Below are 13,478 nucleotides of genomic sequence, written 5' to 3' on the forward strand. Positions count from 1 at the left end.
TGGGATACCTCATTGCCTCCGTCCACCATGACACCACCGACGGATTCGCTGCGCTAGCGTTGCTGTTCGTCTTTCTAGGTGCGCTCGCGAAAGTCGTGTTCGCCATCATTTTCGACCGACAGGTGACCTCGAATGGAACTACACAGACCATGACCCGATGCTCTTGCGGCTCGCTCAAGCTCTGGGCGCGTGACCCTGATGTTCCCGTTTCTTTCGACGAGAATTCCGATACTTACGTGCTGGAACTATCGCATGAATCTCATTTCAAGATGCCGTATTGTTTTATCTGTGGTGGACTAGGCGTTACAGGTGAGGGCAAAGGATTCTGTTCCTGCGGGCTGCTTGAACGATGGGCCACCGATTCCAAAGTGGCGGTCGAATTCGACGCGAAGTTTAACGAGTATCATGTGCTCTACGGCAAAGGCTGGCAGCTCATGCTTTACTATTGTCCGGGCTGCGGTGGACGATTGCCAAAATCGAAGCGTGGGGAGTTTTTTGAAAAACCGTCTGAAATGGAAGTTGACGAATTTCGGACAAAGTTGAAGAAACTGAAAACGATCGAAGAGGTAATCGCTGTTCTGGGCGCTTCGGAATCAGAATCCGGGCCGTCGAAGCACACCGCGATTCAAAAGGAACTTTACAAACTCAAGGATTCGAAGAGAACACTCTGGTTTTATCCGGCGGGGAAAACATTCATCATTTGCGTTCAGGAATTTGAAGACGGCGAGCTGGGGATTTCATTCACGGCAAGATCCAAAGAGCAGGCATGACAAAAGTGCTGGGTGACCAGGTCTTTAAGCGAGCCAACCGGGGCCGACGGAGAGGTAATGACGACAACAAAAAAATCCGGCAAACTGCGGTTTGCCGGATTTGAAAACGGAACCAAGAAACTCTAGCTCGCGAGGTCTTTCTTCACTCTCTCCTGCAACTGCGCACTGGCCGAATCGTCCAGTCCAACGCCGGTCCAGACGATCTTGTTGTTTCCCTCGGCGTAGTAGATGGTGCGGCTGACCCCTTCCACTTTGTACGCCTTGTCCCAATTCTTCTGCTTCGCGACCACGACCGGGAAGGTGATCCCATGTTTCTTTGCGGCGGCGTTGATCGCTTTGGCGTCCTTGGAGTCGATGACCTGAGCGAATACTCCCAGCTTGTTGAAGCTGGTCTGTAATTCCTGGAGTTTCTTCAGATCGGCCCAGAAATTTTCGTCCTTGAGCTTGCCGAAAGCGACCACCTTCGCGGCCTTGCCGGCGTAAGCGCAGACCTGGCAATACTCTTTGCCGTTCTCGACGTTCTTAATCTCGTAGGGCGTCAGGCTGTCGCCGGGCTTCAGGCCGGCGTGCGCGAAACCCGCCACCGACAAAGTGGCCAGTAATGTTGCGATTCGTTTCATAATCAATGTTGGTTTTTCAATTTGCGGACTGCTTCTAGTGACCGACAAAACAGGAATTAGTTCAATAAAAAACGAAATACCATTACTTCCCGATCGCCGTCAGGCGTTCCCGCGTCCTGAAAAACAGGGTTCCGTCTGAAATCGCTGGCGAGGCCATGCAGGTTTCGCCCAGCTTGTTGGTGGCGGTAACAGAGAACTTGCCGTCGGCGGGGACAACGAACACGTTTCCAAGTTCACTCGGGAAGAAGAGATGCCGACCATCTGACACCGGCGACGCCGTGAAACCTTCGCTGCCTGAGCCGAGACGTTCGCTATAGGAGATGGCGCCGGTCTTTGCGTCGAAGCAGGTCAGCACTCCGTTATCGAGACAACCGTAAACGTGGCCGGCGACCACGATGGGTGTTTGCATGTAAGTCCCTTGCCGCGCGTGCGCCCACGCGATGGCGGCGTTCGTCGCACCGGTTTCGGATGGCGTGATGTCGCCCCTGGCATCGAGTCGGATGGCCTGCATGGGGCGAAATTTTCCATGCCCGCTGGTGAAGTAAGCCAGGTCGTTAAGCACGACCGGCGTGGGTACCGGAATGTCGCCGCCTCCGTTGAGTTGCCAAACCTCCTTTCCGGTCGCGAAATCGTAACCGCCGTTGTGATGCCAGCCGTTCACGAGGATTTGAGTTTGTTCTCCTACCTTCGCCACGGTCGGTGTGCCCCAGGTCGGCACATCCTTGCGCGGTGTGCGCCAGAGTTCCTTGCCATCAGCGAGACCGAACACTGCGAGGAAAGAATTGGTTTGCACATCGCAAAGCACGACGACCTTGCCATCGTGAATGACGGGCGAACTGGCAAAGCCCCATTGTGCGCTGGGTACCTGGTAGTAACCGGCGTCCATCGGTCCCAGATCCTTTTTCCAAAGTAGTTGGCCGTCCATGTCGAAGCAAAACAGGCCTTCCGAACCGAAGAGAGCGACAATGCGCTTTCCGTCGGTAGCGGGCGTGGAGTTGCAGTGACTGGCCTTGGTGTGCCGCTTGACGCGAGGAACGGCCTCATAACCCGGTTTGTCGAAGACAATTTTGCCACTGGCCTTGTCCAGGGCGAGCAGCCGCCATTGGTGCTGCTCTTGGTCGTTGGCGGAAGCGATGTCGCCATAAAGTCCGACCTTGAGCTCGGCCTTACCGGGTCGCACGGCGGTGGTCACATAAACGCGATCCTTCCAGATAATCGGCGACGAGTGACCCAGTCCCGGGATCGTGGTCTGCCAGCGGACATTCTCGCCCTTCTCGATATCCCAATGCGTGGGCGCCGCTGCGGTGGCATCGACTCCGCCCGCCTGCGGCCCGCGGAATTGCGGCCAGTTTCCCGCGGAGAGATTCAACACAAAGCAAAATCCAAAGAGGACCGCGGCGATCTTCATGCTATTTGGCTCCTTTTACCCGCATCTTCAGGCCATAGACGTTTTTGCTGGCCGTGATGAAGAGCAGGTCGCGATCTCTGCCGCCGAAGGTGATGTTGGCGGTCCATGGTTCGGCGACGTCAATGTGCTCGATCTGTTTGCCCGAGTTATCGAAGACCGTCACGCCGTGGCCGGTCAGATAGACGTTGCCTTCGTTGTCGAGCGTCATACCGTCCGAGCCGAGTTCGCAGAACAATCGTTTGTTCGTCAGCGAACCATCCTCGTGGATGTCGTAAGCGTAGGTTTTGCTCGCGCCGATGTCCGCGACGTAGAGTGTTTTGCCGTCGGGGGTGCCGATGATGCCGTTGGGTTGTTTGAGGTCGGCGGTGACGCGCGCCGGCGTCGCGCGGTCTTTCGCGAGGAAATAAACGTGCTGTCCGTCCTGCTGCATCTTCGGGTCGCGTTTCCAATAGGATCGCGGATAAAGCGGGTCGGTGAAGTAAATACCGCCATCGGGACGAATCCAAAGATCGTTCGGGCCGTTGAGCAATTTCGCGTCGAATTCTTTCACCAGCACGGTCACTTTTTTGTCCAGCGCGATCGACCATAGTTCGTTTTTTTCATCGGCGCAGGCGATGAGGTTGCCGTCCTTGTCGAAGTAGGTGCCGTTGGAGCGGCCGGCCGGCTTCATCCAGTCAGAAACAGTGCCGTCCGCGGCGCTCCACTTCACAATGCGGTCGTTGGGTTGATCGGTGAAGAAGACATTGCCGTCCTTGTCGGCAGCCGGGCCTTCAGTAAAGGCGAATCCGCCCGCGAGCTTCTCCAGTTTCGCGCCGGGCGCGATGATTTTCGAATCGGCCGCATGAATGGAAATCATGGTTAGAAAACCGACGAGAACGAGAACGACGGGGGCATGGCGTGGCGCGTGCATGAGTCGAAGGTAATAAACGCGGCCTTCCGTGTCACGCACACACTCGGGCCTGCCATTCAATCCTGAATGAAGTAGCTGAGGTTTTCCAGTTCGATGGCGAGGTTCACGTTGTTGACGGTCACTTCCTCCGGCACTTGCAGGACGATGGGAGAGAAATTGAGGATGCCGGTGATGCCGGCCTCGACGAGTTGATTGGCGACTTCCTGCGCCACGACCGCGGGGACGGTGAGGATGGCCATCCGCACGGCGCGTTCGCGGACGAACCCCGGAAGTTTCTCCATGTCATAAATGGATTGCGTGACCGCCTTCTCGCGTTTCCGGTCCGCGTCAATGTCGAATGCCGCCACGATTTCAAATCCCTCCTGCTCAAATCCACGGTACGACAGGAGCGCCAGGCCGAGATTGCCGACGCCCACGAGAATGACCGGCTGGAGGCTGTTTGTGCCAAGCCGGTCGGTGATCATGCGGGCCAGTTGCTCGACATCGTATCCCAGCCCGCGCGTTCCGAACTGGCCGAAGTAGGTAAGATCCTTGCGAAGTTGCGTCGATTTAACCCCCGCGGCCGCGGCCAATGCGTCGCTCGAAACGGTGCGGATGGCGTTGGCCTTGAGGCGGTGCAGGCAGCGCAGGTAAACGGACAGGCGGTAAATCGCCTTGCGCGGGATTTCGGGGCGGCCGGTTTTTTTCACGTCGCCGCCGAGTTAAGCAACGAACGCGGCGGGAAGCAAGAATGGGGCGACGGGTTTGCGCCGTGTTGGCAAGAAGCGGGAGTCAATCCACGAACACCAGTTCGTTCGAAAGCAGAAGGACCTGTGCAAACTTCTCCCAGGGATCGAGCGGTTTGGGTGTGTCCCGCGGCCCGCCAAAATCGTCCTTCGCATCCCACGTTTTTGTCAACGCCGCGTAGGCGTCGGCAGTGGACGCGAACTGAATTTTCGGCGCCCAGGAAAAAGCATCGGAATCCGGGCCATTGCGGCAATCGACGACAAAGTCAATCGTGTCGCCACGCATTGCTTTGATTTTATCAACGACCGCCTGCTCTTTGCCATGATGAACCTTCCATTCGCCCAAAACGCCGAGTCGGCTTGAAACAACGCGCCCTTGCACACCGTCACCCTGTTCACTGTCATGCTTCAACGTTCCGCTGATGGAGACGGTGCCATCGTGCGGAACAATCCAACGGCGGATGACCACATGGTCCAGGTCGTTGCCGGGGTGTCCACCGGTCGCATTCAGCAACACCCACCCGATTTTTTCGTCGGGCAGTTTGTCACCGCCCTGCCAGGCCGATCCCGTGAAGTGGGGCAACCGGTGAAACTCCCGGACCCGCCCTTTGGATTCATCGAATGACCCGTACCCGTATTGCCAGGCGGGCGCATCCGGCGCCTCGGTGGGTTCTTTGGCCTGTCGTTCCACAAAGCGAAGCGCGAGTTTGAGTTCGTCGGGGTCGGGCGCACGCTGGTAGGCGGTCTGGTAGAGACGGCGGACTCTTTCCTCCGGTTGCGAACAGGATTTGATTTCCGCCCGTTCGGCGAGGCTTCGCGCCTGTTGAACGACAAAGGGGCTGTTCATAAGGAACAGCGCCTGTTGCGGAACCGTGGTGGCGAACCGCTGCGCACTTGTTGTGTCCGGGCTGGCAAAATCGAAAGTACGGAAGATGTTCGGCAGGTTCTGGCGCTCGACGAATCCGTAAACCGTGCGTCGCGGGGAGGACGGCTCGCTCACAATGTCCACCGCGTGCCCGCCTTCGGTGAAATCCAGTCTGTCGGAGACAGCCAGCAGCGAATCTCGGAGTTCCTCAAAGTCGAGCCGTTGGCGGTTCATTTTCCACAGAAGCCGGTTGTCAGGGTCGAGTTGGGCGTAGCGGCCCTCGATGTCACTGCTTTGTTGATATGTGTTTGAAAGCAGAATGAGCCGGTGCAGTTTCTTGAGCGACCAGCCTTCGTCCATCAGATAGGAGGCCAGATAGTCGAGCAACCTGGGATGGGTCGGCGGGTCCGATCGCAGCCCGAAATCACTCGGCGTTCGGACCAGTCCCGCGCCGAAATGATGCAGCCAGACACGGTTCACGATCACGCGCGCCGTGAGCGGGTTGTCCCGATTGGCGATGGCCCGAGCGAGTTCGAGCCGGCCGCTGCCGTGTTGAAACGGCCGCCGATCATTGCCGGCGATGACCGCCAGAAACTGTCTCGGCACTTCGGGGCCGGGATTGTTCGGATTGCCGCGCACGAAGACGTGCGGGTTGTAAGGAGTGGAATTGTCCACCAGCGTCATGGCCCTGGGTGGCGCGCCGGGGTGCGTGGCATCGAGTTCATCCACGTTCCGTTTCAACGCGCGGATTTTCTGCTGGGCCGGCGTGTCGAAGAGACGGTAAAGCTCGTCGTAGTTCAGGTGCAACGGTGATTCTTCACCGTACAGAATTTGTCGTAACCGCTCCTCGTTGGCGTCGGCAAGTGAGGATGGCGGAGGTGAACTCGTCGTCGCAACCAGCTCCCGCCATTGCTTGTCCGCTGCTGCGAAAAGTTTCCCGTAATGATCAGCTGCCTCCTTCAACGATTTTGGCGGGTCAGCGGAGAAGGCGCTGACGACCAGTGGATTCGGCGTTTTGGAGGAGTCAGCCTTGTCCGCGAACTGCGCCACGAGTTCCCTGGCCTTCATTTCGAACTCATTTTCCGGGAGGGCGGCGAAGGCAAACCACGGCGCGAGGACCGGATTGAATTCCTTCGACCACTTCTCCAGGCTTTCTCTCCACCGCCGGGTCACGTGCGGGTCCAGCTTCCGTTCGCGCACCAGCGCCTCGCGCTTTCCGTCATCCGTCAATCCGGCGGCGTCATGGACTGCGAGCAGGTAGTCGCCGACCCGCTCCCGCAGCTTCGTCAGGGTTTCATTTTCCTTGCCTTCACGAAAGGCGCTCAATTCGTCCTCGCGTTTCTTCCGTTCGGCCATGTATTCGTTGTATCGGGTCGGCAGCGACGCGGTTCCCAGGAGCGGCTTGTCGGAAGGTTCGTTGCAACTCGCGAACACGCCGTAGAGCGAATAATAGTCCTTCGTCGGGATTGGATCGTATTTGTGATCGTGGCAGCGGGCGCAAGTGACCGTCAGTCCCATCAAACCCCGCGACACGACGTCGATACGGTCGTCGATGATGTCCGGCTGATTGTTCAGGAAGCGGCGGCCGAGGGTGAGGAACCCCATTGCCGCGAGCGGTCGTTTGTCATCGCCGAGGTCGAGCCGGTCGGCGGCAAGCTGTTCGATGATGAAACGGTTGAAAGGAAGGTCTTCGTTGAACGCGCGAATGACATAATCGCGGTAAGTGTACGCGTAGGCGTAACGGCGCTCCTCCTCGAACACGTAACCCTTGGTGTCCGCGTAACGCGCCACGTCCAGCCAGTGCCTGCCCCAGCGTTCGCCGTAACGAGGTGAGCCGAGCAGTCGGTCCACGACCCTCGCGAATGCTTCGGGAGAATCGTCGGCGAGAAAATCTTCCACTTCCGCCGGCGTGGGCGGCAGACCGGTCAGGTCGTAGGTGACGCGCCGAATCAAGGTGCGTTTGTCCGCCCGGCGCGAGGGCGCCATCCCCCTGGCTTCGAGTTTCGCGAGAACGAAGGCGTCGATCGGATTCCGCACCCAGCGCTGGTTTTTCACGGCGGGTGGCGGCGGATGCTGGATTGGCTGAAACGCCCAATGGTTGCGCACCTTCTCGGGATCGGAAAGGGGCGGCCCGGTGTGGACGACGGAGCCTGCGCGCGGGTCGGGCGCGCCCATTTTGATCCATGCTTCGAGGTCGGCAATCTGTTCGTCCGAAAGCTTTCCGCCGTTCTTGCGCGGGGGCATTTGCAAATCTTCGTCGGCGTAGTGGACTGCCTTGATGAGGAGGCTCTTTTCCGGATCGCCGGGAACAATGGCCGGGCCCGTGTCGCCGCCCTTCAGCAATCCATCGCGCGTGTCCAGCAACAATCCGCCTTTGACTTTCTCCGAGTCCTTGCTGTGGCACTTGTAGCAATGCTCGATCAAGACCGGCCGGATCTTCTGTTCAAAAAACTCGATGCCTGCATGATCGGCCTCGGTGGAAGCTGCAAACGTGACAGCACTCCGGAGCAGCAAGGCCGTGGTCGCGATGAAGGAAAGATTCTGGGCGATGTTTTTGTTCACACGCGCTGGTAATGGACGCCGAAAATATGGCCTCAATTCACGAAAAGACCAGCCGGTTTTATCCGCAACCCGGTTGCAAGTGCGCTGTAGCGTCAAGAGGCTCGGGCCTCCGCGCAATGGAGAATCGCGACAGTCTGAAAATCTCAACCGGCAGAAGCGGCGTGAAGTGGACGGACTGTTTTTTTCAAAAGGCTCAACACCGCTCCGGCCGCCCGCCCGCTGGCGCCGGGTTCGCCCAGGGCTTTGTTCACCAGGGCCACCTTTGCCCTTATGGTCATTTGCCGCAGCGGATGGCTTAATATCTCGAGGGCGGCATCGGCGATGTTGGCGGCCGTCGCCGTGTGCTGGATGAATTCGGGAAAAACCTCCTCGCCCGCCAGCAGGTTTGGCATGGCGAGATGGTTTATGCTGACAAGCATTCGCGCAAGGGAGTAACTCGGCCAGGAGGCCTTGTAGAAAACCACGGCGGGAACGCCGAACAGGGCGCACTCCAGAACGACCGTGCCCGATTTCGCAACAGCCAGCGTGGCCTCCGTCAACGCCCGTTCCAGCCCGCCGACTTGAATTTCCAGATGAACCGGACTGGAACAGGTCCGGTCTCCGATTCGCTTCAGCTCTTCGTTCGGCCAGACGATTTTGAAACGGGCTTCCGGTTTCGCGCTCCGGATTCGTTCAGCCGCGTCCAGCAGCACCGGCAAATGACGTCGCACCTCGGCAGTGCGACTGCCAGGCAGAAGCAGTACCAATGGCGAAGTTGCCGAAATCTCCGGCTTACGGTCTTCGACTCGCGACTTTTGAAATCTGTCAATCACCGGATGCCCGACAAATTCCACGCGCACCTTTGGCTCGCGCGCCGCGTACCATTCCTTCTCGAATGGAAAAATGCTGAGCAACAGGTCGCAGTCGCGGGCGAGTTGATGGGCGCGGCCGGGGCGCGAAGCCCAGACCTGTGGCGACACGTACTGGACGATTCTCGGATCCCAGTTGTTGAACGCACCGCGTCGGGTGCGGATATGCTTTTTAACGGCATGCGCAAAGCGGCGGTTGAACCCCGAGAAATCAACGCAAATGATCACGTCCGGCTCGCGTTCAAGCGCGAGTTGAAGGAGCTGGTCAAAGATGCGCCTGAACACAGGATATTTCTTGAGCGCATCGAACAATCCGATGACGGAATGCCGCGTGAGGTCCACCGCCTGTTCCACGCCTGCTTCGGCCATCTTCGGGCCGCCCGCGCCGAAAAACTCCGGCGGAAACGGCATTGCCCGAAGCTCCGGGGACTGTTTCAGGGCGTTGACCAGTTCCGCGGCCAGTAAATCCCCGCTGGCCTCACCGGCGATGAGCATGAACGTTCTACCTGCCATCACTTTTTGCTAACGCTGTGGTCTCGGTAAACCATCTTGTGATTCCGCGGGTCGAAACCACTTGGAAGAATAGTGGCGGAGTCGTATTCAGCTCCATCAAAACTGGCTCCTTTCAAATTCGCGTTGCGGAAGTTCGCTCCTTGTAGCCTGGTCGACCCTCCTAAGTTATCCCGACCAAGATCAACGCCTTCCAAATTGGCATCTGTGAAGTCCGCTTCCTCCAAGTTTGCGCCGTTCAACTTCGCGAACCTCAAATCCGCCTTAATAAACGACGCGCGGAACGCGATGGCCCAATAGAGGTCGGCGTTGCGTAAATCAGCTTTGAGGAAGATCGCGTCAGAGCAACAGACGCCTTCCATTACGGCATTTTCAAATTGCGCATCGGACAAGTTCGCTCCATCAAAATCAACTCCGGTCAGCACAGACTCTGAAAAATCGGATCCAATTGCCGACTGGCCTTGCAAGCAAGCACCGCTCAGTTTCAGTCCACGAAGGCTCGCTCCTGATAATGGTCCATCGAACTCGCGCAGGACTCGACCTTTTGAAGTGACAATTCTCATGGGGAGATGAGCCTGTCAAACAGTCGGCGTCTGTGTTGCGGTCGAGCCGCTGGCCGTTTGAATCCGCCTTGTGATCTCAAACGCCAGATCCAGCGCGCGCTTGGCCGATTCGCCGCTGACCAGCGGTGTTTGATGTGCGCGCACGGATTCTATGAAGTGCTGCAGTTCAAGTTTGAGTGGCTCTTCTTTCCGGATCGGCACCGGCTCGCGCACAATCCGTTTGCCCCCGAACTCGCTCACTATGGCCGAATCCTTCGCTTTCAGCAGTTTCTTGAGCAGCGACGATTCCTCTTCGCCCTCGCGGGCAATACGATAGATGAATCCTTCCTGCGCCCGGTAATCGAGCGAGATGTAGCTTGTCATCGGGCCGGCACTGAAGACACGAATCTTGCGCATTTTTTCCGGGCTGACGCGGCTGACCGTGAGGTTGGCGACGCAGCCGTTGACGAAACGCAGCCGCGCGTTGGCGATGTCCTCTGATTTGCTGAGCACGGGGATGCCGACGGCATCCACGCTCGCGACCGGCGATTTCACAAAGGCAAGCACGACGTCCAGGTCGTGTATCATCAAATCAAGCACGACGCCGATGTCCGTGCTGCGCGCGGGGTAGGGAGAGAGCCGGTGCGTCTCGATGAAGCGCGGCTGGGTGGCCACCGATTCAAGGTAGTTGAAGACAGGATTGAACCGTTCGACGTGGCCGACCTGCAGGACGCAGCGGTGTTGTTGTGAAAGTTGCACCAGCTCGGCGGCCTGCGCGGCGTTGTCGGTCATCGGTTTTTCCACCAGCAGATGCTTGCCGTGGGAAAGCAGCGCCCGGGCAAGTTCGTAATGAGTGGTGGTGGGGGTGACGACGCTGAGCGCGTCGCTCGCGTTCGTCGCTTCGGATACGGACATGAACGCCCGCACGCGATATTTCTCCGCGATCTTCCGCGCGGTTTCCGGAACCACATCGTAAACGCCGGCAAGCTCGACCAGCCCGGCGGCATCGAGTTGCGCGTAGATCCGGGCGTGCTCCTTGCCGAGCGACCCAACTCCGAGCACGGCGACTTTGATCCGGGAATTATTTGCCGACCGATTTTCGATGTCCGTGCCAGGCACGGGGCGAGTCTGCCATTGTCCAGCGATGACTGACAACAGGCAACTCGCGCCACTTTCCACTTGGAAGCGTGAAGCCGGAGTACCTACATTCACGGCGTGCAAACCATCAGCTATCCCGCCGCGATACTTGGCGCTTACGCGCTCGGTTCGATTCCCACCGGTTATCTGGTGGCCCGGGCGAAGGGAGTTGATATCCGGAGCGTCGGGAGCGGAAACATCGGCGCGACGAACGTGTTCCGCATCCTTGGCAAACCGGCGGGGATTTTCGTCCTGGTGTTCGATGGATTGAAGGGTTTCGCGGCTTGCGCGTGGTTCTCCGATTGGATCATCAAATTCTTTTCAGTCTCGACGACCGATGAAGTGTATTTGCGCCTGGTCGCGGGGCTGGCCGTGGTGTTGGGCCACAACTACACCTGCTGGCTCAGGTTCAAAGGCGGCAAAGGCATAGCGACTTCCGCGGGCGTCCTGGCGGGGATCGTGCCGTGGGCGCTGCTGATCATTCTGAGTCTGTGGATTGTTCTGTTCGCGCTGACGCGCTACGTTTCGGTTGGCTCGCTCGCCGCGTCGTTCACCCTGCCATTTGCAACCTGGTTTACGACGAAGGACTGGAAGCTGACAATTGTCACCGGCGCAATGGGCGCGCTGGCCATTTACAAGCACAAAACCAACATCCGACGCCTGCTGGACGGAACCGAGAACCGCATCGGTCCAGGAAAGAAGGGATCATGAGAGTCACGGTCTTGGGCGCCGGCGCCTGGGGAACGGCGCTGGCAAAACTACTGCACGAAGCCAGACACAACGTGGTGTTGTGGGGACACAATCCGCTACACGTCGAACAGATTCGTCGCGCAGGCCGCAATGAACCCTACCTGCCGGGCGTCGAGTTGCCCCGCGACTGGCGGCTCGAAACGGACCTGGTGAGCGCCGTCCAGAACAGCGAATGCGTCGTCGTGGCCGTGCCTTCGGAGGCGTTCCGCGAGGTGACGCGCTGTCTCACCGATTATGACGGCATCGCAGTCAGCGTGACCAAAGGCATCGAGCACGGCAGCGGGATGACGATGTGCGGCATTCTTCACGAAAACGCCCCCCGGGCGCGGGTCGCCGCACTGTCCGGCCCGACGCTTGCCCTCGAAGTTGCGCGGGGCGTGCCGACCGCAATCGTCGCCGCAAGCGCGGACATTCAAACCGCCCCGAAGGTCCAGGAGTTGTTCCATCGCCCGGCGTTCCGCGTTTATACGAGCACAGACCTCCTGGGCGTCGAGTTGGGCGGGGCGTTGAAAAACGTCATCGCCATCGCTGCCGGTGTTTCGGACGGTCTGGGTTTCGGTGACAATTCCAAAGCCGCGTTGATTACGCGAGCCATCGTCGAGATACGCCGGCTGGGTGTCGTGTGCGGCGCGCAGGCGGAAACCTTTGCGGGTCTGAGCGGACTGGGGGATTTGACGGTGACTTGTTTTTCAAGGCTCAGCCGGAATCGTGGCTTCGGCGAGCGGCTCGGTCGCGGCGACCGGGTCGCCGATATCCTGTCATCGACGGTCAGTGTTGCTGAAGGCTATCCGACCGCGCAATCAGCCTGGCAGCTGGCGCACAAGCGGAGCGTCACCACTCCGATCATTGATGAGGTTTACGCGATGCTTTATGAAGGCAAGAATGTCGCGCGGGCCTTGCGGGATCTGACCGGCCGCGAATCGAAAGCGGAAGATTGACCCGATGCCGCGCCGCCAAGGCTCCCGCTACAGCGCCTCTTTGATGCACCTCGCCAGGTCCGTGTAGGACTCGACGGCTTTGAACTGCGGGAATTCCCTTTTCACGTTGTCCGGGGCGCGGAACAGCAAACCGGTGTTCGCTTCCTTCAACATTGCTGTATCATTGTACGAGTCGCCGGCGGCAATGACGTTGTAGTTCAAACCGCGCAGGGCGGCGACTGCCCTCCTTTTTTGGTCTGCGATCCGCAACCGGTAATTGACGATGCGGTCGTTGACGACTTCGAGCTTGTGGCACAACAGCGCCGGCCATTCGAGCTGCCGCAACAAGGGGCGCGCGAATTCCTCGAACGTGTCCGAGAGAATGATGACCTGCAGCGAGGCGCGCAATTCCCGAAGAAAATCGAGTGCGCCATCAAGAGGGCGCAACGAGCCGATGACTGCCTGAATATCGGAGAGTTTGAGCCCGCGCTGATCGAGGATATTGAGCCGCCATTTCATCAACTTGTCGTAGTCCGGCTCGTCACGCGTGGTGCGGCGGAGTTCGGGGACGCCGGTCTTTTCAGCGACAGCAATCCAGATTTCCGGCGTCAGCACGCCCTCCATGTCCAGGGTGACAATCGACTGTTCCACCGCGCGAGCTTTTCAGGAATTTCTTTGCCTGTCCAGCGGTGGCCGCCGTGGACAAAAACCCGTCGCGGGCAAAAATGCCCGCGACGGGTGGTTCCTCCCGCGATCTGCCCGTGTTCAATGACTACACATCGTAATAGAGGAAGAACTCGTAGGGGTGGGGGCGCAGGCGCAGGGCGTCGGCTTCCTTGCGTTTGTGGCTGACCCACATGTCCAGGAAGTCTTCGGTGAACACGTCGCCTTTCAACAGAAACGCGTGGTCTTTC

At 58.8% G+C, this 13,478-nt stretch carries 13 protein-coding genes; 3 read left to right on the forward strand and 10 right to left on the reverse strand.

The window, feature by feature from the left end; genetic code table 11:
* On the forward strand, positions 1-770 hold a 770-nt coding region (locus VN887_06550), incomplete at its 5' end, for a hypothetical protein (protein ID HXT39666.1).
* A gap of 122 nt (positions 771-892) precedes the next feature.
* Here the strand turns inward: VN887_06550 and VN887_06555 are convergent.
* The 8 genes from VN887_06555 to VN887_06590 all read right to left on the reverse strand — a co-directional run bounded on the left by VN887_06555 (position 893) and on the right by VN887_06590 (position 10,879).
* Complete coding sequence (locus VN887_06555; protein ID HXT39667.1) at positions 893-1,390, reverse strand: hypothetical protein; 498 nt, start codon at positions 1,388-1,390, stop codon at positions 893-895.
* 82 nt (positions 1,391-1,472) lie between these two features.
* Positions 1,473-2,798, reverse strand: a complete 1,326-nt coding sequence (locus tag VN887_06560) for a PQQ-binding-like beta-propeller repeat protein (GenBank protein HXT39668.1) — start codon at positions 2,796-2,798, stop codon at positions 1,473-1,475.
* Position 2,799: 1 nt separating this feature from the next.
* On the reverse strand, positions 2,800-3,654 hold the full coding sequence (locus tag VN887_06565; protein HXT39669.1) for an SMP-30/gluconolactonase/LRE family protein: 855 nt from the start codon (positions 3,652-3,654) through the stop codon (positions 2,800-2,802).
* A 110-nt stretch (positions 3,655-3,764) separates the two neighbouring features.
* Positions 3,765-4,397 carry a redox-sensing transcriptional repressor Rex gene (locus VN887_06570; protein ID HXT39670.1) on the reverse strand — a complete coding sequence of 211 codons (633 nt, stop codon included), beginning with the start codon at positions 4,395-4,397 and terminating at the stop codon, positions 3,765-3,767.
* Positions 4,398-4,479: 82 nt separating this feature from the next.
* The gene (locus VN887_06575) at positions 4,480-7,860 is read right to left on the reverse strand and encodes a PSD1 and planctomycete cytochrome C domain-containing protein (protein ID HXT39671.1); all 3,381 of its coding nucleotides are present in this window, start codon (positions 7,858-7,860) and stop codon (positions 4,480-4,482) included.
* A 143-nt stretch (positions 7,861-8,003) separates the two neighbouring features.
* Positions 8,004-9,221, reverse strand: coding sequence for a lipid-A-disaccharide synthase (lpxB, locus tag VN887_06580; protein ID HXT39672.1), 1,218 nt, complete (start codon positions 9,219-9,221; stop codon positions 8,004-8,006).
* Entirely contained in the window at positions 9,221-9,781 is a 561-nt protein-coding gene (locus VN887_06585; GenBank protein HXT39673.1) for a pentapeptide repeat-containing protein, read from the reverse strand. The genes lpxB and VN887_06585 overlap by 1 nt, the downstream gene beginning before the upstream one ends.
* Before the next feature lie 15 nt (positions 9,782-9,796).
* Entirely contained in the window at positions 9,797-10,879 is a 1,083-nt protein-coding gene (locus VN887_06590; GenBank protein ID HXT39674.1) for a Gfo/Idh/MocA family oxidoreductase, read from the reverse strand.
* A 96-nt stretch (positions 10,880-10,975) separates the two neighbouring features.
* On the opposite strand from VN887_06590, the gene plsY reads away from it, so the two are divergent.
* On the forward strand, positions 10,976-11,608 hold the full coding sequence (plsY, locus tag VN887_06595) for a glycerol-3-phosphate 1-O-acyltransferase PlsY (protein ID HXT39675.1): 633 nt from the start codon (positions 10,976-10,978) through the stop codon (positions 11,606-11,608).
* Positions 11,605-12,585, forward strand: coding sequence for an NAD(P)H-dependent glycerol-3-phosphate dehydrogenase (locus VN887_06600; GenBank protein ID HXT39676.1), 981 nt, complete (start codon positions 11,605-11,607; stop codon positions 12,583-12,585). The genes plsY and VN887_06600 overlap by 4 nt, the downstream gene beginning before the upstream one ends.
* A gap of 27 nt (positions 12,586-12,612) precedes the next feature.
* On the opposite strand, the gene thrH is transcribed toward VN887_06600, so the two are convergent.
* A complete protein-coding gene (gene thrH, locus VN887_06605; GenBank protein HXT39677.1) occupies positions 12,613-13,215 on the reverse strand; it encodes a bifunctional phosphoserine phosphatase/homoserine phosphotransferase ThrH in 603 nt (200 codons plus the stop codon).
* A gap of 121 nt (positions 13,216-13,336) precedes the next feature.
* Positions 13,337-13,478: glutamine synthetase (glnA, locus tag VN887_06610; GenBank protein ID HXT39678.1), on the reverse strand; the 142-nt coding region annotated here is incomplete at its 5' end.

Origin of the sequence: Candidatus Angelobacter sp. (genome assembly GCA_035607015.1) — a bacterium.
Lineage (GTDB): Bacteria > Verrucomicrobiota > Verrucomicrobiia > Limisphaerales > AV2 > AV2.